This window comes from Streptomyces sp. NPDC050508 (assembly GCF_040655155.1).
In the GTDB taxonomy this organism is placed as follows: Bacteria; Actinomycetota; Actinomycetes; order Streptomycetales; family Streptomycetaceae; genus Streptomyces.
This window is the reverse complement of record NZ_JBFAJJ010000014.1, coordinates 48,284-68,665: the sequence shown is the minus strand read 5'-3', so window position 1 is coordinate 68,665 and position 20,382 is coordinate 48,284. Positions and strand designations below refer to the sequence as shown.

At 69.3% G+C, this 20,382-nt stretch carries 21 protein-coding genes, 4 tRNA genes and 2 pseudogenes; 22 read left to right on the top strand and 5 right to left on the bottom strand.

Annotated elements, in window-relative coordinates; genetic code table 11:
• Positions 1–197: 197 nt before the first annotated feature.
• The 3 genes from AB0I69_RS33835 (at position 198) to AB0I69_RS33825 (ending at position 1,580) form a co-directional block, all read left to right on the top strand.
• Positions 198–279, top strand: a tRNA-Tyr gene (locus AB0I69_RS33835).
• Positions 280–497: 218 nt separating this feature from the next.
• Positions 498–1,310 carry a polysaccharide lyase family 7 protein gene (locus AB0I69_RS33830; protein ID WP_327401975.1) on the top strand — a complete coding sequence of 271 codons (813 nt, stop codon included), beginning with the start codon at positions 498–500 and terminating at the stop codon, positions 1,308–1,310.
• A 57-nt stretch (positions 1,311–1,367) separates the two neighbouring features.
• The gene (locus tag AB0I69_RS33825; RefSeq protein WP_026150157.1) at positions 1,368–1,580 is read left to right on the top strand and encodes a hypothetical protein; all 213 of its coding nucleotides are present in this window, start codon (positions 1,368–1,370) and stop codon (positions 1,578–1,580) included.
• Positions 1,581–1,625: 45 nt separating this feature from the next.
• Here the strand turns inward: AB0I69_RS33825 and AB0I69_RS33820 are convergent, their stop codons facing one another.
• Both AB0I69_RS33820 and AB0I69_RS33815 read right to left on the bottom strand, forming a co-directional pair.
• Positions 1,626–2,282, bottom strand: a complete 657-nt coding sequence (locus AB0I69_RS33820; protein WP_363099538.1) for an SDR family oxidoreductase — start codon at positions 2,280–2,282, stop codon at positions 1,626–1,628.
• Positions 2,283–2,425: 143 nt separating this feature from the next.
• Complete coding sequence (locus AB0I69_RS33815) at positions 2,426–3,703, bottom strand: amidohydrolase family protein (RefSeq protein ID WP_363099537.1); 1,278 nt, start codon at positions 3,701–3,703, stop codon at positions 2,426–2,428.
• A gap of 269 nt (positions 3,704–3,972) precedes the next feature.
• Here AB0I69_RS33815 and AB0I69_RS33810 point away from each other — a divergent pair.
• The 8 genes from AB0I69_RS33810 to AB0I69_RS33775 all read left to right on the top strand — a co-directional run bounded on the left by AB0I69_RS33810 (position 3,973) and on the right by AB0I69_RS33775 (position 9,675).
• Positions 3,973–4,045: transfer RNA gene (locus AB0I69_RS33810), tRNA-Thr, on the top strand.
• A gap of 46 nt (positions 4,046–4,091) precedes the next feature.
• Positions 4,092–4,164: transfer RNA gene (locus AB0I69_RS33805), tRNA-Met, on the top strand.
• Between the two features lie 88 nt (positions 4,165–4,252).
• Entirely contained in the window at positions 4,253–4,417 is a 165-nt protein-coding gene (gene rpmG, locus AB0I69_RS33800) for a 50S ribosomal protein L33 (RefSeq protein ID WP_003948671.1), read from the top strand.
• 104 nt (positions 4,418–4,521) lie between these two features.
• On the top strand, positions 4,522–4,974 hold the full coding sequence (locus AB0I69_RS33795; protein WP_363099536.1) for a MaoC family dehydratase N-terminal domain-containing protein: 453 nt from the start codon (positions 4,522–4,524) through the stop codon (positions 4,972–4,974).
• Position 4,975: 1 nt separating this feature from the next.
• Complete coding sequence (locus AB0I69_RS33790; protein ID WP_363099535.1) at positions 4,976–5,404, top strand: MaoC family dehydratase; 429 nt, start codon at positions 4,976–4,978, stop codon at positions 5,402–5,404.
• A gap of 159 nt (positions 5,405–5,563) precedes the next feature.
• On the top strand, positions 5,564–6,133 hold the full coding sequence (locus tag AB0I69_RS33785; RefSeq protein ID WP_363099534.1) for a helix-turn-helix domain-containing protein: 570 nt from the start codon (positions 5,564–5,566) through the stop codon (positions 6,131–6,133).
• Positions 6,134–6,230: 97 nt separating this feature from the next.
• Positions 6,231–7,721 (top strand): MFS transporter, encoded by a 1,491-nt coding sequence (locus AB0I69_RS33780; protein WP_363099533.1) that lies wholly within the window; start codon positions 6,231–6,233, stop codon positions 7,719–7,721.
• A gap of 892 nt (positions 7,722–8,613) precedes the next feature.
• Positions 8,614–9,675 carry a UDP-N-acetylmuramate dehydrogenase gene (locus AB0I69_RS33775; RefSeq protein ID WP_363099532.1) on the top strand — a complete coding sequence of 354 codons (1,062 nt, stop codon included), beginning with the start codon at positions 8,614–8,616 and terminating at the stop codon, positions 9,673–9,675.
• Positions 9,676–9,684: 9 nt separating this feature from the next.
• On the opposite strand, the gene AB0I69_RS33770 is transcribed toward AB0I69_RS33775, so the two are convergent.
• Positions 9,685–10,317, bottom strand: coding sequence for an NAD(P)H-binding protein (locus tag AB0I69_RS33770; protein ID WP_363099531.1), 633 nt, complete (start codon positions 10,315–10,317; stop codon positions 9,685–9,687).
• A 124-nt stretch (positions 10,318–10,441) separates the two neighbouring features.
• On the opposite strand from AB0I69_RS33770, the gene AB0I69_RS33765 reads away from it, so the two are divergent.
• Entirely contained in the window at positions 10,442–11,080 is a 639-nt protein-coding gene (locus AB0I69_RS33765) for a helix-turn-helix domain-containing protein (protein WP_363099530.1), read from the top strand.
• 30 nt (positions 11,081–11,110) lie between these two features.
• A pseudogene (locus AB0I69_RS33760) lies at positions 11,111–11,690 on the top strand (hypothetical protein).
• On the opposite strand, the gene AB0I69_RS33755 reads toward AB0I69_RS33760, so the two are convergent.
• Both AB0I69_RS33755 and AB0I69_RS33750 read right to left on the bottom strand, forming a co-directional pair.
• On the bottom strand, positions 11,671–12,711 hold the full coding sequence (locus tag AB0I69_RS33755; RefSeq protein WP_363099529.1) for an adenosine deaminase: 1,041 nt from the start codon (positions 12,709–12,711) through the stop codon (positions 11,671–11,673). The pseudogene AB0I69_RS33760 and the gene AB0I69_RS33755 overlap by 20 nt on opposite strands.
• Before the next feature lie 129 nt (positions 12,712–12,840).
• Entirely contained in the window at positions 12,841–14,067 is a 1,227-nt protein-coding gene (locus tag AB0I69_RS33750; RefSeq protein ID WP_363099528.1) for a pyridoxal phosphate-dependent aminotransferase, read from the bottom strand.
• A 260-nt stretch (positions 14,068–14,327) separates the two neighbouring features.
• Here AB0I69_RS33750 and AB0I69_RS33745 point away from each other — a divergent pair.
• From AB0I69_RS33745 to rplL, 9 genes and pseudogenes are all read left to right on the top strand, one after another.
• Positions 14,328–14,400, top strand: a tRNA-Trp gene (locus tag AB0I69_RS33745).
• Positions 14,401–14,514: 114 nt separating this feature from the next.
• On the top strand, positions 14,515–14,802 hold the full coding sequence (secE, locus tag AB0I69_RS33740) for a preprotein translocase subunit SecE (RefSeq protein WP_019055477.1): 288 nt from the start codon (positions 14,515–14,517) through the stop codon (positions 14,800–14,802).
• 77 nt (positions 14,803–14,879) lie between these two features.
• Entirely contained in the window at positions 14,880–15,743 is an 864-nt protein-coding gene (nusG, locus tag AB0I69_RS33735) for a transcription termination/antitermination protein NusG (protein ID WP_363099527.1), read from the top strand.
• Positions 15,744–15,911: 168 nt separating this feature from the next.
• On the top strand, positions 15,912–16,346 hold the full coding sequence (gene rplK / locus AB0I69_RS33730; RefSeq protein ID WP_019072313.1) for a 50S ribosomal protein L11: 435 nt from the start codon (positions 15,912–15,914) through the stop codon (positions 16,344–16,346).
• Between the two features lie 79 nt (positions 16,347–16,425).
• Complete coding sequence (gene rplA, locus AB0I69_RS33725; protein WP_363099526.1) at positions 16,426–17,151, top strand: 50S ribosomal protein L1; 726 nt, start codon at positions 16,426–16,428, stop codon at positions 17,149–17,151.
• A 158-nt stretch (positions 17,152–17,309) separates the two neighbouring features.
• Positions 17,310–18,263, top strand: coding sequence for a hypothetical protein (locus tag AB0I69_RS33720; RefSeq protein WP_363099525.1), 954 nt, complete (start codon positions 17,310–17,312; stop codon positions 18,261–18,263).
• A 32-nt stretch (positions 18,264–18,295) separates the two neighbouring features.
• Positions 18,296–18,941 (top strand): annotated as a pseudogene (locus AB0I69_RS33715) (DUF1396 domain-containing protein); the annotation flags it as partial.
• A gap of 272 nt (positions 18,942–19,213) precedes the next feature.
• The gene (rplJ, locus tag AB0I69_RS33710) at positions 19,214–19,744 is read left to right on the top strand and encodes a 50S ribosomal protein L10 (protein WP_019055481.1); all 531 of its coding nucleotides are present in this window, start codon (positions 19,214–19,216) and stop codon (positions 19,742–19,744) included.
• A 122-nt stretch (positions 19,745–19,866) separates the two neighbouring features.
• Positions 19,867–20,247 (top strand): 50S ribosomal protein L7/L12, encoded by a 381-nt coding sequence (gene rplL / locus AB0I69_RS33705; RefSeq protein WP_266776508.1) that lies wholly within the window; start codon positions 19,867–19,869, stop codon positions 20,245–20,247.
• The last annotated feature ends 135 nt before the right edge of the window (positions 20,248–20,382 follow it).

Genomic DNA, 20,382 nt, shown 5'->3' with positions numbered 1-20,382 from the left:
GTGTCACTGCGTATCGGCGTGCGTGGGGGCAGCCGCCGAGCCCGGTGTAGGCCCCGGGCCGCATCCGCATAAGCGTAGCCACCCCCTCCCCTCCGAGCGCCGGTCAATCGGGTGGCGAAGCACCCCTGGGCATCGGGTATCGTTTACGTCGTTGCCACGGAGCACCGCCGAAAAGCGGTTCGAGAGGCAGCATCCCCGGCGGTGTGCCCGAGTGGCCAAAGGGAGCAGACTGTAAATCTGCCGGCTTAGCCTACCCAGGTTCGAACCCTGGCGCCGCCACATGATCGAAAGGGCCCGTTATCAGCAGCAATGCTGATAACGGGCCCTTTCGTCGTTCCTGCGGTCGTCGCTCCAGTCGCACAGCTCCGTCGTCAGTCTTGACGTGACCTTGCCACGGTCCTACTGTCGCGACGTCGCAGTTCACGTTGAAACACAAAGTTCACATACGTGAATGCGCTGCCACTCCAGTCCACCGAGCAGACAGGAAGGCACCCCCCATGCGCATGCGTACGCTGCTCACCTCTCTGGCCACCGTCGTCGCCGTCACCGGCGGCCTCGCCCTCACGGCCCCCGCCGCGTCGGGCAGTACGGGCGCCGCCCACGTCGTCGCCGCACCCCTGGCCGACCCCTCCGTCGCACCCGGCGGGAATTTCGACCTGGGGGTGTGGCAGCTCCAGGAGCCCATCGGTTCCCCCGGCTCGCCCACGACGATCTCGTCGTCCCGGCTCCAGGGGGCCAACGGGTTCCAGGACTCGTACTTCTACACGGACACCCGCGACGGAGCGATGACCTTCTGGGCACCGGAGAAGGGCGTCACCACCCCCAACTCGAACTACGCCCGCTCCGAACTGCGGGAGATGAACCGCAGCGGCAGCGCCGCCGACTGGTCGCTCAGCGGCACCCACACGATGAAGGCGACGCTACGGGTCGTCTCCGTCACCTCGAACGTCTGCGTCGGCCAGATCCACCTCGGCAGCGGAGGCACGTCCACCAAGCCGCTGCTGGAGCTGTACTACCGGTCGAGCGGCGACATCGTCCTCGGCACGGAGAACTCGCCCTCCGGCGGCCAGACCCTGCACACCGTCGGCAACGTGTCGGTCGGCAAGACGTGGAGCTACACGATCGGCGTCTCGGGCGGAAACACCATCAACCTGACGGTCAACGGGAGCACCACGCACTACGCCATCCCGTCGTCCTTCAACGCCTACAAGCAGTACTTCAAGGCCGGTTCGTACAACCAGTCGTCCTCCGACAGCACCACCAAGGGCGCCCGGGTCGCCTTCTACGGCCTCACCGTCGCCCACAGCTGAACGCGCCTGAGCGAGCCTCGACAGCCGACGCGGCCTGCGGCGGGGCAGACTGATCCCATGTCGTCACGCCGCAGAAGCTGCCCCGAGTGCCGTCGTGAAATCGCCGTCGTGGCCGGCCGATTCGCGCGGCACGACCCGCCAGGCGCCCGGGAGAGCGGGGACCTCGTGTCGTGCCCCGGGTCCCGCCGCCAGGCGGAACTCGGGGCGGCCCAGCCCGCGTTGGACGGGTACGTGGTCCCCGAGTTCCCCGGACAGATGCCGCTCTTCTGAACAGCGGCCCACCCTGCCGCCGGGGAACCCCAGTTGCTCAGAGCCTCAGTTCCCCGCCACCGACTTCACCGCCACCGACACCGGCGCGGATCCACCGATCAGTTCCAGCGTCAGGCCGGCCGTCGCCGGGGTCTCCACCAACTCCGCGAGTACGGCGGCCACATCGTCGCGCGGGATCGCGCCGCGGCCGGTGTGGGCCTCCAGGCGGACCAGGCCGGTGCCGGCGTCGTTCGTGAGCGAACCGGGGCGCAGGATCGTCCAGTCCAGGGCGTCCAGGCCGCGTACGTACGCGTCGGCCTCGCCCTTGGCCCGCAGGTACACGTCGAACACGCCGTCCCCGGGGTGCGCCGGATCAGCGCCCATCGAGGACACGACGACATGGCGCCGTACGCCCGCCAGGACCGCCGCGTCCGCGAACAGCACCGCCGAACCCCGGTCCACCGTGTCCTTGCGGGCCGTGCCGCTGTTCGGGCCCGCGCCCGCGGCGAAGACCGCCGCGTCCGCGCCCCGCAGCTGGGCCGCGGCCTCCTCGACCGAGGCCGACTCCAGGTCGAGCACGACCGGTTCGGCACCGGCCGCCCGTAGATCGGCGCTCTGTTCGGCGTTGCGGATGATGCCCGCGACCTCGTCACCGCGCGCGGCGAGCAGGCGCTCCAGCCGCAGCGCGATCTGACCATGACCTCCAGCGATGACAATGCGCATGCCTTCGACCGTACGCCCGGACGGCCGCATGCGCCGCATGACTTCAGCCGCGTCCCAGCAGCGCACACCGGCGATGGACGCGCCCGGCGCGCGGACCTGAGCCCTGGCGCCTCAGGCGTACGCCCCGGCGCGGCGGTGGCGGCTCACGACAACTCGCCCCGTCCCTGCCGGGGCAGCCCCAACTCCGAGCCCGCCGCCGTGTTGCAGTACTCCCGCACCGCGCTCGTCCGTGCCACCACGCGCCCCCGGTGCACCACGATCCGGCTGTACGCCAGCGACAGCGCGCCCGCGAGCCGGTCGCCGCGCACCGCGAGCAGTTCGGCCGGAAATCCCGCCTCGACCCGTACCTCGGGCAGGCCCAGAGCCGAGCGTGCCGACGAACTCACCGTGTCGTAGGCGTCCTCGGGCCGCATCCCGTGCCGCGAGGCCAGCAGGTAGGCCGCCTCCAAGGGGTCCCCGCGACCCACCGGGTTGGACACGTCGCGCAGGGCGCCGCTGCCCGCGGCCACCCGGACGCCGGCCGCGCGCAACAGCCGTACCGGAGCCGTGCCCCGCCGGTCGACGCCGCCGCAGCCGCCCTGCGGCAGGCAGACCACCGTCACGCCGGCCGCGGCCAGTTGGTCCGCGATCCGCGTGACCGTGTCCGCAGGCAGCCGTCCCAGGCCACCGCACGGGCCGAGCGTCACCCCGGGCCGCATCCCGCCCGCGACCGCCGCCAGCCGGGCCAGACGGGCCGGGTCGGCGGCGTCCGTGTGCAGGTCGACCGGGCAGCCGTGCTCGGACGCGACCTCCAGGACCGCCTCCACGTATCCCGTCGGATCGGGGTCCAGATCTGGACAACCGCCCACTACGGAGGCCCCCATTTTCAGCGCGTCCCGCAGCATCGCGAGCCCGTCCGCCCCCGCCGCCCCGGTCAGCAGCCGGGGCGTCGCCACCGCCGTCAACTCCGCCAGCCCGCGCAACGCCCGCCGCGCCTGCAGTACGGCGGCCAGCGCGCCCAGCCCCTGAACGTCCCCCACGCGCACGTGTGCCCGCTGTGCCGTGGCGCCGTGGCCGAGTTGCAGCAGTGCGGCCTCCGTGGCCCGGCGCTGGACGTCCTCGGGGTCGTAGGAGACAGGTCCGCCGTTCTCGGCCGACAGCGCGGTGTCACTGTGCGCGTGCGGCTCGGCCGGGGCCGGGAGGAGGAGATAGCCGCTGAGGTCCACGCGCGCGCCGCACGCGCGCGTGGCGTCCGTGGCCAGGCTGCCGGCCGTACCGACCGCCTCGATGCGCCCGCCGCCCAGCCGTACGTCCACGGTCCGGCCGTCGGTCAGCCGGGCCCCGCACAACAGGAGCGCGGCCGGGTCGGCCGGTCCCGACGAGCCTGAGGAACCCGACGGGCCGGACGAGGAGTGGGACGGCTGGGGCTGACTGTCGGGCATCGCGCTCCAGGGGCTCAGGGCTTCGCGGGCTCGGGGCTTCGGGGCTCAGGGCTGGGGACTGCGCAAAGGGGCGCAAGATCACGCAGAGTGAGTCGAGCCTAGGGCGGTGATCCGCTCGCGGCCGGGAGGAGCGCAATAGTCGTACCGGTGTGGTCCCCCGTACGGGAGGGGCTCCTGAGGCCCCTGGGAGAGCCGCGGAAGGGGCTGGAGCGGTGCCGCGAAACGGATTTGGGCGAACGGTCGCCGAGCGTGTAATGTCTTCATCGCTCGCCCCAATAGCTCAGTCGGTAGAGCGTCTCCATGGTAAGGAGAAGGTCTACGGTTCGATTCCGTATTGGGGCTCTGGTGTGAAAGGTTCCCGTCGCAAGACGGGAACTGATCGCATCACAGCGGTGTAGCTCAGTCGGTAGAGCAAGCGGCTCATAATCGCTGTGTCACCGGTTCAAGTCCGGTCACCGCTACTGACAGTAGCCGATTGCGGGGTCGGTCCTTCGATCGGCTACTCTGTTATGCGTTCATAGTCCCATCCGTTCGTCAAGGAGCACTCCTGTGGCTGCCACCGACGTCCGCCCGAAGATCACGCTGGCCTGCGTGGAGTGCAAGGAGCGGAACTACATCACCAAGAAGAACCGGCGTAACAACCCGGACCGACTGGAGATGAAGAAGCACTGCCCGCGTTGCAATGCGCACACCGCGCACCGCGAAACGCGATAAATACAGGCTCGTACACGAGGCCGCCCCCGCACGTTGGGGGGCGGCCTCGCGTCGTTTATCAGCTATCAGCAGCTCAGCAGCGACACATGAGGAGGTGCCGAGTCATGGCGCTCGACCAGTCCTTCGTGGGGCGGTCCTACCCGCCCACCGCCCCCTACGAGGTGGGCCGGGAGAAGATCCGTGAGTTCGCGGAGGCGGTGGGGGACGCCAACCCGGCATACACGGACCCGGAGGCCGCCAAGGCGCTCGGTCACCCCGATGTGATCGCCCCGCCGACCTTCGTCTTCTCCATCACGTTCAAGGCCGCGGGACAGGTCGTCCAGGACCCGCAACTCGGCCTCGACTACAGCCGGGTGGTGCACGGCGACCAGAAGTTCGCCTACGTCCGCCCCGTGCGCGCCGGCGACCGCCTCACGGTCACCTCCACGATCGAGGCGATCAAGTCCCTGGCGGGCAACGACATCCTGGACATCCGCGGCGAGGTCCACGACGAGGCGGGCGAGCACGTCGTGACCGCCTGGACCAAGCTCGTGGCCCGTGCGGCGGAGGAGAGCTGACATGACGGCGAAGATCGCGTACGACGACGTCGAGGTCGGCACCGAACTGCCGGCCCAGGCCTTCCCCGTGACCCGCGCCGCCCTCGTCCAGTACGCGGGCGCCTCCGGGGACTTCAACCCGATCCACTGGAACGAGAAGTTCGCCAAGGAGGTCGGACTGCCGGACGTCATCGCGCACGGCATGTTCACCATGGCCGAGGCGATCCGTGTGGTCACCGACTGGGTCGGCGACCCGGGCGCGGTCGTCGAGTACGGCGTCCGCTTCACCAGGCCCGTCGTCGTCCCGAACGACGACCAGGGCGCGACCGTCGAGGTCAGCGCCAAGGTCGCGGCCAAGCTCGACGACAGCACGGTCCGCGTGGACCTGGTGGCGATGAGCGCCGGGCAGAAGGTGCTCGGAATGTCACGGGCCGTCGTACGACTGCCGTGAACTTGAGCTGAGGTAAGGGGCGTCCGCCATTGCGGGCGCCCCTTACGCGCAGGTCGGCCCGGCCCGACTTGGTGACTTGCAGTGACATCGCCCGGCCCGCCCGTGTGCCGTGGCCCACACCTCTTGACTTGGTTAGTGATTGAGTACTAACTTTCTCGCATGGTCAGGATGAGCGCAGAAGAGAGGCGCGAGAGCGTCATCCGCGCGGCGATCGCCGAGTTCGCGCAGCGGGGGTACTACGGCACCTCCACCGAGGCGATCGCCAAGCGGGTCGGGGTCTCGCAGCCGTATCTCTTCCGGCTCTTCCCGGGCAAGAAGGCGATCTTCGCAGCGGCCTCGTTGCGCTGCGTGGAGGACGTCTGCGGGGCCCTGGAGGAGGCGGCGAAGGGGCTGGAGGGCGAGGAGGCCCTGCATGCCATGGCCAACGCCTATGTGCGGCTCATCACGGAGTACCCCGAGAAGCTGCAGATGCAGATGCAGACGTACATCACCGTGGCCGCCGCCGAGGCGGAGGGTGATCACGAGTTCGGCGAGGTCGTGCGGAACGGCTGGATGAAGCTCTGGGAGATCGTGCACCTGCCGCTCGGGGCGGACGTCGACGAGACCACGACCTTCATGGCGTACGGAATGCTGATCAACACCCTTGCGGCCATGGGTTTTCCGCCCGAGCACCGGGTCTGGGAAGGGTTGTATCCGTCGGCGCGGGTCACCGGCCGACTGGAGAAGTAATAACCATTGGGGAGAGGCGGGTTCTTCGCCTTTCCATGAGCATCAAAGTTAGTCAGCAATAACTAATCTTCGGTAGCGAGCACCCTCTGGGGGAGCGATGTCACAGCCAACCGCACGTCGCGGGGGAACCGTCTGGGCCCTCGTCATCACCAGCGTCGCCGGCTTCATGGCGGCCCTGGACAACCTCGTCGTCACCACCGCGCTGCCCTCCATCCGCAAGGACCTCGGCGGAGCACTGGGCGACCTGGAATGGACCGTGAGCGCCTACACGCTCACGTTCGCCGTCCTGCTGATGTTCGGCGCGGCCCTCGGCGACCGGTTCGGGCGCCGTCGGCTCTTCCTCGTCGGCATCACCATCTTCACCGGCGCCTCCGCCGCCGCGGCCATGGCGACCGGCATCGAGTCCCTGATCGCGGCTCGCGCGGTCCAGGGCGTCGGCGCGGCGATCATGATGCCGCTGACACTGACCCTGCTGACGGCGGCCGTACCCGCCGCCAAACGCGGCATGGCCTACGGCATCTGGGGCGCCGTGAACGGACTCGCCGTCGCCTCCGGACCGCTCATCGGCGGCAGCCTCACCGAGCACGTGTCCTGGCACTGGATCTTCTGGCTGAACGTCCCGCTCGGCCTGGCCCTGCTGCCGCTCGCCCGCCTGCGCCTCTCCGAGTCCTACGGCACCGGCGCCCCGCTCGACTTCCCCGGCACCCTCCTCGCCAGCGGCGGCCTCTTCGGGATCGTCTACGGCCTGGTCCGCGGCCCCGCCGACGGATGGGCCAGCCCGCTCGTCCTCACCGGGCTGTTCGCGGGGAGCGCGCTGCTCGTCGGCTTCGTCCTCTACAGCGTCAACGCCAAGAACCCCATGCTCCCGATGCGCCTGTTCCGCTCCCGCGCCTTCGCCGGGATCAACGCCGCGAGCCTGCTGATGTTCCTCGGGATGTTCGGGTCGATCTTCCTGCTCAGCCAGTACATGCAGGGCGTTCTCGGCTACTCGCCCACCGAGGCGGGCCTGAGGATGCTGCCCTGGACCGGTATGCCGATGCTGGTCGCGCCCATCGCCGGCATCCTCTCCGACCGCGTCGGCGGCCGCCCGGTCGTCGCCACCGGCCTCTTCCTGCAGGCCGCCGGCCTCGGCTACATGTCCTACGTCGTCACCACCGACGTCTCCTACGGCGCTCAGCTGCCCGGACTGATCCTCAGCGGTATCGGCATGGCCCTGTTCTTCGCACCGGCCGCCAACCTGGTCATGTCCAGCGTCCGCCCGGCGGAACAGGGCATAGCCTCCGGCGCCAACAACGCGCTCCGCGAGGTGGGCGGCGCGCTCGGTGTCGCCGTCATGGCGTCGATCTTCTCGGCCCAGGGCGGCTACCAGACCGGGCAGACCTTCGTCGACGGCCTGAAGCCCGCGCTGGTCACCGGGGCTGCGGTGGTCGCCCTCGCCGGGATCGCGACCCTGCTGATCCCGACGCGGCGCCGGGCGGCGGAGCTTGCGGCGGCGTCCGAGTCCGCGGAGTCCACCGAGCCGGCAGAGTCCGTCGAGTCGGCGGACGCGACCGGGTCCGGCCCGGTCCTGGAGAGCGCCGGGCACTGAGCCGAACACCGGGCACGCACGCGTGGGGCTCCGCCGGTGATGGCGGAGCCCCACGCGTGCGTGCCCGGTGTGCTCGGGCCTGGGGTTGGCGATGGAGGTGAGCTCTGAGGTGGGCGTGCTGTTGGTGCCGGGTGCGCGGCTCGGGTCTGTGCGCGCGTGGCCGGTGTGGGAAGCGGGTGAGGGCACGGGATGCGTGGCTGGTCTCGGACATCCACCCCGTGCCGGACACCCCTTCCTCGTGGCGGGTGCGTGGCTGGTCTTGGACATGTGCTCCGCGTCGGACACCTGGCCTTGCGTTGGGTGCGTGGCTCGGGTCCGCGCGCGTGCCTGGTGTTGGATGCGGGCCCGGCGCCGGACGCGTGGCCGCCCTCGGACATGTGCTCCCGCGTCGGGCCCCCTCCCCGCGTCGCACTTGTCGCCGGCCTCGGACACCCGCCCTGCGTCAGACACCCAGCCTCGTGTCGCCCCCTCCGGGCGCATGGCCCGGGCCCGCCGCGCGTGGCCGTTGCTGGGTGCGGGCCTGGCGCCTGAGGCGTGGCCGCTCTCGGACGCCCACCCCGCGTCAGACGCCCACCCGCGTGTCACCATCGCCGGACGCGCCCCCGGCACCAGACGCTCAGCAGGTCTCGGACATCCGCCTTCGCCCCCTCCACACCGGACATCCGCCCACACACACCGGACATCCCCCTTCGCCCCCGCGCAGGACATCCCTCCGCCCGAGGACCCTCGCGCAGGGCACCCCCCACCCGAAACGCCCGACGCGCCCCGCCCGAGACGAACCCCATGCCAGAACAGAAGCCCCCGGGAAGCCGTATCCCTGCGTGACCCCCGTCCCCCGTCTCCCGCCCCCGCGCCGCCCGCATTGTCAGTCCCGTCTCGTACTCTTGGGCCCGTGCAGGAACTCCACGACGCTCCCCTCGCCCCCCTCACCACCTTCCGGTTGGGTGGTCCCGCGGCCCGGTTGATCACCGCGAGCACCGATGCCGAGGTGATCGATGTCGTGCGTGAGGCTGATGACGCCGGGACGCCGTTGCTGGTCATCGGGGGCGGGTCCAACCTCGTCATCGGGGACAAGGGGTTCGAGGGCACCGCCCTGCGTATCGCCACCCGTGGCTTCGAACTCGACGGCACGCGGCTGGAGTTGGCGGCCGGTGAGGTGTGGACCGATGCCGTTGCCCGCACCGTCGAGGCCGGGCTCGCCGGGGTCGAGTGTCTCGCCGGGATTCCCGGGTCGGCCGGTGCGACCCCGATCCAGAACGTGGGGGCGTACGGGCAGGAGGTCTCCGCGACCATCGCCGAGGTGGTCGCCTACGACCGGACCACCCGCGAAACGGTCACCCTCACCACCGAGGAGTGCGCCTTCTCGTACCGTCACAGTCGCTTCAAGGCCGACCCCGAGCGCTATGTCGTGCTGCGGGTCCGTTTCGAACTGGAGGACGCGGGAGGGCTGTCGGCGCCGGTGAAGTACGCCGAGACGGCTCGTGTCCTCGGTGTCGAGCCCGGTGATCGGGTGCCGCTCGCGCGGGCCCGCGAGACCGTCCTCGCGCTGCGTGCCGGCAAGGGCATGGTCCTGGATCCCGAGGACCACGACACCTGGTCGGCCGGTTCCTTCTTCACCAACCCGATCCTCACCGACGAGCAGTTCACCGCGTTCCACGCGCGCGTGCAGGAGCGTCTCGGGGAGGGTGCGGAGCCGCCCTCGTACCCTGCGGGGGAGGGGCACGCCAAGACCTCCGCGGCCTGGCTGATCGACAAGGCGGGCTTCAGCAAGGGGTACGGCAGTGGTCCTGCCCGTATCTCCACCAAGCACACCCTCGCCCTCACCAACCGGGGCGAGGCGACCACCGAGGACCTGCTCGCCCTGGCGCGCGAAGTCGTGGCCGGCGTCCGCGACGCCTTCGGGATCACGCTGGTCAACGAACCGGTGACGGTGGGCGTCAGCCTGGACGGCTGACGGTTCCGGCTAATAGGCCACCCCCACCCCCTGCTTGACCGTCCCCGGGTCGTCGATCATCGCCAGCATCGCGTGCGCCACATCGGCCCGCGCGATGAAGCGGCCCTTGGCCGGGAAACCCCCGACGGTCGTCCGGTACGAGCCGGTGACCGGCTTGTTCTGCAGGCGCGGTGGCCGGACCGATGTCCAGTCGGTGGTGCTGCGGGCGAGTTCCGCCTCCATCTCCCGCAGGTCGGCGTAGACGTCCTTCAGGAGCGCCGAGATCAGCCCGCGCGCGGTGCGGTCGAGCAGTCCCGCGCTCTCCGGGTCGGGGCCGACGGGACCGGCGCTCACCACCAGCAGGCGGCGCACTCCCTCCGCCTCCATGGCCCCCAGGACCGTACGCGTGAGCCGGGTCGCGACCCCCGCGTCCTTGCGGCTGCGGGCGCCGAGCCCGGACAGGACCGCGTCCCGGCCCGTGACCGCGGCGCGTACCGCTTCGGGGTCGGTGAGGTCCGCGCGGAACACCTCCAGGCCCGCGCCGCCCACGGACAGCCGCCCCGGGTCCCGTACGACCGCCGTGACCGCGTGGCCCGAGGCCAGCGCCTGGTGGACGATCTCCTGACCGATGCCTCCCGTGGCACCGAAGACAGTGAGTTTCATGGCCTGCTCCCACATCTCTCAGGGGGTGGGTGAGTGTTTACTCACCCCTGCCTCCCTCTAGAGTGGGTAAGTACTCACCCACCCGTCAAGCCCGAAGGGGCCGGTCATGGAATCCTTGGGCCCCATGCAGCAGAAACAGGCCGCCGAGCCCGCCGCGCAGAAACCCGCCCGGGTCCGCATCCTCGACGCGGCCCACGAGCTGATGCTCACCGTCGGCCTGGCCAAGGCGACCACCAAGGAGATCGCCAAGGCCGCCGGCTGCTCCGAAGCCGCGCTCTACAAGTACTTCGCGAGCAAGGAGGAGTTGTTCATCCGGGTCCTCGCGGAACGCCTGCCCCAGCTGACCCCACTGCTCCGCAGCCTCGCCGCCGAGCCCGGCCGGCACTCCCTCGCGGACAACCTCACCGAGATCGCCCGCCAGGCGGCCCTCTTCTACGAACAGAGCTTCCCGATCGCGGCCTCGCTGTACGCCGAGACCCAGCTCAAGCGGCGCCACGACGAGGCGCTGCGGCAGCTCGGCTCGGGCCCCCACAAGCCGATCGAGGCCCTGGACGCCTATCTGCGCGCGGAACAGGCCGCCGGCCGCGTCCGCCCCGACGCGGACACCTTCGCCGCCGCGTCCCTCCTCCTCGGCGCCTGCGCACAGCGCGCGTTCGCCTACGAGGCGGCGGGGACCGGCCTACGACCGCCCGTGGACGACTTCGCGCCACGCCTCGCCCGGACGCTGCTGGGCGGAATCTCCGTTGCCGATGCCCCCTCCTGACCGGGACCCTTGCCCTATGAGGCACCCCGAATGGAGCTGAGACTCACCCAGTTCAGGCCCAGGACCGGCCCCACGAACACCGTGTCGTCCAGCCCGGGCAACCCCTGCGCCACACCTCACTGCGCGACCCGGCGCCGTACGGGATGGTCATGGGGGATCACGACGGGCTGAGCCGGCTCGCGGGGAGCTGGTCGATCTGGTGGTGGCGCACTCGGCGGCGGGGCTGCGGCCCTCCAAGTGGCCCGGGCTGCGGCGGTCGCTGGGGCGCGGTACGCCGCTCACCGTGCGCACCGACGAGGCCCGTACCGAGCGGCACGCGCGCGCGTGGGAGGAGCGGCCGTACGACCGTGGGCAGTTGCGGCACACCACGCACGCGCGTACGTACTTCCTCATCGGCGACCGTGACGTCCTCGCCAACGTCGCCACCTCGTTCGCCTACGCGGCCGACTGGGGGCCGCGACAGAAAGGGGTCGTCAAGGGGCGGTCGGCGTTCATGACCTCCCTGGGTGGCGAACTGGTCCCCTACCGGGACGGCTCGCGCCACCCCGAGGTCGCGATCTGTTTCAAGCCGTATCCGCCCTACGCCCACTTCAAGCGACCGGGGCACTGAGCCAGTCGTCGATGCCCGACAGCAGCTTCGTCTTCATGTCCTCCGGGGCCGCCGAACCCCGGACCGACTGCCGGGCCAGTTCGGCCAGTTCGCGGTCCGAGAAGGCGTGGTGGCGGCGGGCGATCTCGTACTGGGCCGCCAGCCGGGAGCCGAAGAGGAGCGGGTCGTCGGCGCCGAGCGCCAGCGGGACACCCGCCTCGAAGAGGGTCCGCAGAGGCACGTCCTCGGCCTTCTCGTAGACGCCCAGCGCCACGTTCGACGCCGGGCAGACCTCGCAGGTGATGCCACGGTCGGCGAGCCGTTTCATCAGCCGAGGGTCCTCCGCCGCGCGCACCCCGTGGCCGACCCGGGTCGCGTGCAGGTCGTCCAGGCAGTCCCGCACCGAGGACGGGCCCGCCAGCTCGCCGCCGTGCGGAGCCGACAGCAGGCCGCCCTCCTGGGCGATCGCGAAGGCACGGTCGAAGTCCCGTGCCATACCCCGGCGTTCGTCGTTCGAGAGGCCGAAACCGACCACACCCTTGTCCGCGTACCGCACGGCCAGCCGGGCCAGCGTCCGCGCGTCCAGCGGGTGCTTCATCCGGTTCGCGGCCACCAGCACCCGCATCCCGAGCCCGGTCTCGCGGGAGGTCGTCTCCACCGCGTCCAGGATGACCTCCAGCGCCGGGATCAGCCCGCCCAGGCGTGGCGCGTACGACGTCGGGTCCACCTGGATCTCCAGCCAGCCCGAGCCGTCCCTGACGTCCTCCTCGGCGGCCTCGCGGACCAGCCGCTGGATGTCCTCCGGCTCCCGCAGACACGACCGCGCCGCGTCGTACAGCCGCTGGAAACGGAACCAGCCCCGCTCGTCCGTCGCCCGCAGCTTCGGCGGCTCCCCGCTGGTCAGCGCCTCGGTCAGGGCATCGGGCAACCGCACGCCGTACTTGTCGGCGAGCTCCAGCACGGTGGTGGGCCGCATCGACCCGGTGAAGTGCAGGTGCAGATGGGCTTTCGGCAGTTCAGAGACATCACGTACACGCTCCATCTGGGAATCCTGCCGTACGTTTCCGGCGCACCGATACCACTTTCCTCAGAAGTGGTCTTGCTCGCACAAAGCAGCGGGCCGTCTCCCAGGAGGGAAACGGCCCGCACGCACGCGTGGAGATACGAAAACTCAGTCCGTGGCCTCGGAGAGCAGCTTCTGGATGCGGCTGACGCCCTCGACGAGGTCCTCGTCACCCAGGGCGTACGACAGCCGCAGGTAACCGGGGGTCCCGAAGGCCTCGCCCGGGACGACCGCGACCTCGGCCTCCTCCAGGATCAGCGCGGCCAGCTCGACCGAGTCCTGCGGACGCTTGCCGCGGATCTCCTTGCCGAGCAGCGCCTTGACCGTCGGGTAGACGTAGAACGCGCCCTCGGGCTCCGGGCAGAGCACGCCGTCGATCTCGTTGAGCATCCGCACGATGGTCTTGCGGCGGCGGTCGAAGGCCTCGCCCATCTTCGCGACGGCGTCCAGGTTGCCGGACACGGCGGCCAGCGCGGCGACCTGCGCCACGTTCGAGACGTTCGACGTGGCGTGCGACTGGAGGTTGGTCGCGGCCTTGACGACGTCCTTCGGGCCGATGATCCAGCCCACCCGCCAGCCGGTCATGGCGTACGTCTTGGCGACACCGTTGACCACGATGCACTTGTCGCGCAGCTCGGGCAGGATCGCGGGCAGCGAGGTGAACTTCGCGTCGCCGTACACCAGGTGTTCGTAGATCTCGTCCGTCATGACCCACAGGCCGTGCTCGACGGCCCAGCGGCCGATCGCCTCGGCCTCCGCCTCGCTGTAGACGGCGCCGGTCGGGTTGGACGGCGAGACGAAGAGGACGACCTTGGTGTTCTCGGTGCGCGCGGCCTCCAACTGCTCGACCGTGACGCGGTAACCGGTCGTCTCGTCGGCGACGACGTCCACCGGGACACCGCCCGCGAGACGGATCGACTCCGGGTACGTCGTCCAGTACGGCGCCGGGACGATGACCTCGTCGCCCGGGTCGAGGATCGCGGCGAAGGCCTCGTAGATGGCCTGCTTGCCGCCGTTGGTGACCAGGATCTGCGAGGCGTCCACCTCGTAGCCCGAGTCGCGCAGCGTCTTCGCGGCGATCGCGCCCTTCAGCTCCGGCAGACCGCCGGCCGGGGTGTAGCGGTGGTACTTCGGGTTCGAGCAGGCCTCGATCGCGGCCTGCACGATGTAGTCCGGAGTCGGGAAGTCCGGTTCACCCGCGCCGAAGCCGATCACCGGACGCCCGGCGGCCTTCAGGGCCTTGGCCTTGGCGTCCACGGCGAGGGTGGCGGACTCGGAGATCGCGCCGACTCGGGCGGAGACCCGGCGCTCGGTGGGAGGGGTTGAGGCGCTCATGGGGCCCATCGTTTCAGACCGGAAACCCGCCCGGCACACCGGTTTCACAGACTGAACAGGATGGGGAAAGCCTGGAACAACCGTCCGGATTCCCGCCCCGGCCTGGGCGATCTTCCTTCGCCAATCCCCGTACAGGCACTTTCTGTTCGACGACCGGCTCGGGAGCACGTACACTCCTACCTCGTTGGCCTTCAGCAGCCGCGCCCTACTTGGTGCACACCGAGCACCCGGGTGGATGCGGTACGTTGGGGATGTCACAAAGGGTCGTAGCTCAATTGGTAGAGCACCGGTCTCCAAAACCGGCGGTTGGGGGTTCAAGTCCCTCCGGCCCTGCTACACACACCTTCGCGCAGGATGTGTGCGCAGCGCATGTACGTACAGCAATGCACCGCCGTGCGGCTCAGACCGGGCGCGGCACGGCCACGACCCGGGAACAGGTGAGGATGAATGGCGGACGCCGTGGGCTCCATCGACATGCCTGATGCCCAGGACGAGGTGTCGGAGTCCAAGAAGAAGGCCCGCAAGGGCGGTAAGCGCGCCAAGAAGGGCCCGCTGAAGCGACTCGGCATCTTCTACCGCCAGATCGTCGCGGAACTCCGCAAGGTCGTCTGGCCCACGCGCAACCAGCTGACGACGTACACGACGGTAGTCATCGTCTTCGTCGTCATCATGATCGGTCTGGTGACCGTGATTGACTATGGACTCAATCACGCCGCGAAGTACGTCTTCGGCTGAGGCCGGAAGCGAAGGGCGCCCTGACCGGCGCCCCTTTCGCGTGTTCCACCCCCATGTATCCAGGAAGAAGCAGCCACGTGTCTGACCCGAACCTGAACGAGGCCGTCGAGCCGGACGAGTCCGTGGAAGACGAACTCGACATCGTCGAGGGCGCGGACGAGGAGCTGGACGAGGTCGAGGCTGCAGACGCCGACGCGGGCGAGCCCGCCGAGGAAGCCGCCGTACACGTCGAGGACGAGGACGAAGAAGGCGACGCGACCGAGGACCTCGACGACGAGGCCGCCGTCGAGGAGGACGAGGAAGAGGCCGAGCCGGCCGAGCCCGTCGACCCGGTGGTCGCCCTGCGCGAGGAACTCCGTCTCCTTCCCGGCGAGTGGTACGTCATCCACACGTACGCCGGTTACGAGAACCGCGTGAAGACCAACCTGGAGCAGCGCGCCGTCTCGCTGAACGTCGAGGACTACATCTTCGCGGCCGAGGTGCCGCAAGAAGAGGTCGTCCAGATCAAGAACGGCGACCGCAAGACCATCAAGCAGAACAAGCTCCCGGGCTACGTCCTGGTCCGCATGGACCTGACGAACGAGTCCTGGGGCGTCGTCCGCAACACCCCCGGCGTCACCGGCTTCGTGGGCAACGCCTACGACCCGTACCCGCTGACCCTGGACGAGATCGTCAAGATGCTCGCCCCGGAGGCCGAGGAGAAGGCCGCCCGCGAGGCCGCGGAGGCCGAGGGCAAGCCGATGCCGCAGCGCAAGGTCGAGGTCCAGGTGCTGGACTTCGAGGTCGGCGACTCGGTCACCGTCACCGACGGCCCGTTCGCGACGCTGCAGGCGACCATCAACGAGATCAACGCCGACTCGAAGAAGGTCAAGGGTCTCGTCGAGATCTTCGGCCGCGAGACGCCGGTGGAGCTCTCCTTCGACCAGATCCAGAAGAACTAGTTCTTCCTGGAGTTACGTCTTCCGCGCAGGTCAGACGGGCTGTCAAAAGCCTCTCTGACCTGCGCGGTTTTTAGCCGCACATAGATACCCGTTATCGTGGTGCGGTATGCCTCCATCCGGATTAACCGGACGGCGGCCGAACACTCTCACTAGGACCCGGAGAGAGCAATGCCTCCCAAGAAGAAGAAGGTCACGGGGCTCATCAAGCTCCAGATCAACGCCGGTGCGGCGAACCCGGCCCCGCCGGTCGGCCCCGCGCTCGGCCAGCACGGCGTCAACATCATGGAGTTCTGCAAGGCCTACAACGCGGCGACCGAGTCGCAGCGTGGCTGGGTGATCCCGGTGGAGATCACGGTCTACGAAGACCGCTCCTTCACCTTCGTCACCAAGACTCCGCCGGCCGCGAAGATGATCCTCAAGGCCGCTGGTGTCGAGAAGGGCTCCGGCGAGCCGCACAAGACCAAGGTCGCCAAGATCACCCAGGCGCAGGTCCGTGAGATCGCCACGACCAAGCTTCCCGACCTGAACGCCAACGACCTGGACGCCGCGTCGAAGATCATCGCCGGCACCGCCCGTTCCATGGGCATCACGGTCGAGGGCTGACCTTCACCTCGTAGGAAAGACCGTGGCAGGGCCTGCTCGGCCCACACCACGACTCCTCAGAACACACACAGGAGCAGTAGTGAGCAAGCGCAGCAAGTCTCTCCGCGCTGCGGACGAGAAGATCGACCGGGACAAGCTCTACGCCCCGCTCGAGGCCGTCCGTCTCGCCAAGGAGACCTCCACCTCCAAGTTCGACGGCACCGTCGAGGTCGCCTTCCGTCTGGGTGTCGACCCGCGCAAGGCGGACCAGATGGTCCGTGGCACCGTGAACCTCCCGCACGGCACCGGTAAGACCGCCCGGGTCCTGGTCTTCGCGACCGGTGACCGTGCCGAGGCCGCGCTCGCCGCGGGCGCCGACATCGTCGGCTCCGACGAACTCATCGACGAGGTGGCGAAGGGCCGGCTGGACTTCGACGCCGTCGTCGCCACCCCGGACCTCATGGGCAAGGTCGGCCGCCTCGGCCGCGTGCTCGGTCCCCGTGGTCTGATGCCGAACCCCAAGACCGGCACCGTGACGCCGGACGTGGTCAAGGCCGTCAACGAGATCAAGGGCGGCAAGATCGAGTTCCGCGTCGACAAGCACTCGAACCTGCACTTCATCATCGGCAAGGCGTCCTTCGACGACACCCAGCTGGTGGAGAACTACGGCGCGGCTCTGGACGAGATCCTCCGTCTGAAGCCGTCCGCCGCCAAGGGTCGCTACATCAAGAAGGCCGCGATCAGCACCACGATCGGCCCCGGCGTTCCGCTCGACCCGAACCGCACCCGTAACCTCCTCGTAGAGGAGGACCCGGCCGCCGTCTGAGCCCCGCGCTCACTCCGGTAGCCGCGTCAGGTACGCGTCACAATTGGGCGAGCCCCGCAACCTTCGAGGTGCGGGGCTCGTCCTCTTTTCGTACGGGGTGTCAGTGCGCTGCGCTAGCGTTCTTGGCAGGCACAGCAATCGCATAGGGGTGGGGACGAATGAAGAGCACGACCGTGCGCCGGGTGGGTCTCTCGATCGCGGTGGCGACCGCGCTGGCCTCGGTGGCCGCCTGTGGTTCCTCGGGTTCCTCCGGGGGGTCCGGCAAGGACGACAAGGCGGTCGGCAAGGGCACGACCCGCGTGAGCCCCATAGCGGCCCTGCGGAGCGCCGAGCAGTCCACCGACAAGGCCGACTCCGCCAAGGTCGAGTCCTCCACCGTCATGGGCTCCCTGATGTCCATGGACGCCAAGGGCAACCTCGGCTGGAGCGACGGCATCAGCGGCACCCTCACGATGACGTACACCGGCGGCACGATGGCCGACACGATGCGCGCGGCCGGCAGCACGTCGATGGAGGCCCGCTATCTGCCGGACGCCTACTACGCCAAGATGGGCGAGAAGTTCGCCGCGCAGGCCGGCGGCAAGCACTGGATCAAGTACGTGTACGACGACCTGGCCAAGCTCGGCGGCAGCTCCGGCGCGTACCTCAAGGACCAGATGCAGAACTCCACGCCGAACCAGTCGGTGAAGCTCCTGCTCGCCTCCGGGGACGTCAAGAAGGTCGGCGCGGAGTCGGTCCGCGGCCAGCAGACCACGCACTACTCGGGCACGGTGAACGTCGCGGACCTCGCCTCCAAGAACTCCAACCTCACCGCGAGCCAGCTCGACAGCCTGAAGAAGCAGCTCACCGCGGCCGGCGTCTCCACGGAGCAGGTCGACATCTGGATCAACGCCCAGGACCTGCTGGTCAAGAAGGTCGAGAAGGGCCAGATGTCGTCGGGCCAGTACACCCAGACCGCGTACTACAGCGACTACGGCGTGAAGGTGAACGCGACCGTGCCCCCGGCGAGCGACACCGAGGACTTCACGGCCCTGCTGAAGAATCAGGGCGCGGGCTCGAACAGCAGCAGCGGCAGCGGCACGGCAACCGCCGGGTCCGGCACGAGCTCCTGAGCTCGCCCCCAACCCCCCTGAGGCCCACGGGAATTCGGAGGACCCCCGTTCCCGCCGCGCCGCACTGCTCCTCGCCGGGGGGAGCGGTCGGCTGCTCGAAGTTCGCCGCGGACCGGTCGCCGGACATGGCGCCCGCGGCGGCCGTCGCCAAGGCCGCGAAGAAGACGGAGGACATCACCTCGCTCCGCTACCGGATGGCCGGTGAGATGCCGGGCCAGGGCAGCGTCAGGGCCGAGGCGGCGAGACGGCGAACGACCTGACCGCCAACTCGACGAGCGCGGCCGAGGCCGACAAGAACCCGGCCGCCGAGCCAGCCCTCCTCGCCGGCGTCAAGGACGTGAAGAAGGTCGGCACCGAGACCGTCGACGGAGTGCGGACCACCCACTGCGTCGGCAAGGTCACCCTCGACGACGTCAAGGCTGCGGCCAAGGGCGAGGACAAGGCCGCCAGGGAGCGGCGCGAGAAGAGTGTCGAGCAGTACAGAAGATGGGTGTAGACGCGCTCACCATGGACATGTGAGTCGACGCCGACGACCACGCCAAGCAGTTTCGGATGCGCGGCAAGGGCGACAAGGGACCGCTCGATATGACGGTCACCTTCCTCGGCGTCAACGAGCCGGTGACCGCCGCGCCGGCGAAGGACACCACCGACCTCGCCGAGCTGGTGAAGGGCGCCCAGGGCTGGGCCGTACGGGCGGATTTGCTTGGTGGTGTGGCGTTCACGTACTCTGCTCCAGAAGCCAAAGACCGCTGGTCGTTGCCGTGTGCTTGTGAAAGGGCGCGGTGACCGAAGGATCCGCTGAACAGTGGACGACCCGCGCAGGTGAACTGGATGTGCTCCCGGGATGTTGTTTCCGGTCGAGCTACGCCCCGTGCGCCTGCGCCGGGGCGTTTTCTCTGTCCCAGCCCCTTCTGAGCGGTCCTCATCACCCGGAAGGAGGCCGACGCTCTATGGCAAGGCCCGACAAGGCTGCCGCGGTAGCCGAGCTCGCGGACCAGTTCCGCGACTCGAACGCCGCCGTGCTGACCGAGTACCGGGGTCTCACCGTGGCGCAGCTCAAGACGCTGCGTCGTTCGCTCGGTGAGAACGCCCAGTACGCCGTGGTGAAGAACACGCTGACCAAGATTGCGGCCAACGAGGCCGGGATCTCTACGCTCGACGACCTGTTCAACGGTCCGACGGCGGTCGCCTTCATCACCGGTGACCCGGTGGAGTCGGCGAAGGGTCTTCGTGACTTCGCCAAGGACAACCCGAACCTCGTCATCAAGGGCGGTGTCCTTGACGGCAAGGCGCTGTCCGCCGACGAGATCAAGAAGCTCGCGGACCTTGAGTCCCGCGAGGTTCTGCTCTCCAAGCTGGCGGGTGCCTTCAAGGGCAAGCAGACTCAGGCTGCGCAGCTCTTCCAGGCGCTCCCGTCGAAGCTCGTCCGCACTGTGGACGCCCTTCGCGCCAAGCAAGAAGAGCAGGGCGGTGCCGAGTAATTCGGCTCGCGAAATGACCGCCGCCTGAGGCCTCGCGCCCAAGGCAACGGTCGTAGCGGGCCGAACGTACGCCCGCCAGACATGTACACCCCGGCACCAGCCGAAATTAGTGGAAGGAAGCCATCGTGGCTCTCACCCAGGACGAACTGCTCGCCGAGTTCGAGACCATGACCCTCATCCAGCTTTCCGAGTTCGTGAAGGCGTTCGAGGAGAAGTTCGACGTCACCGCCGCCGCCGCGGTCGCCGCTGCGCCGGCCGGCCCGGCCGCCGCCGCCGAGGTCGCTGAGGAGCAGGACGAGTTCGACGTCATCCTCACCGGCGCCGGCGAGAAGAAGATCCAGGTCATCAAGGTCGTGCGTGAGCTGACCTCGCTGGGTCTCAAGGAGGCCAAGGACCTCGTGGACGGCGCTCCGAAGCCGGTCCTCGAGAAGGTCGCCAAGGACGCCGCCGAGAAGGCCGCCGAGTCCCTCAAGGGCGCCGGCGCCTCGGTCGAGGTCAAGTAACACCGTCCAGGTCGTGGACGAGGTCCCAAGGACCTTGTAACGCCTGAGCACTGAAGAGCGATCATCCATCTGGGTGGTCGCTCTTCGGCGTTCCTGGGTCGGGTGAGCGGCAGCCTTGCGATCAGGGGTTCGCGG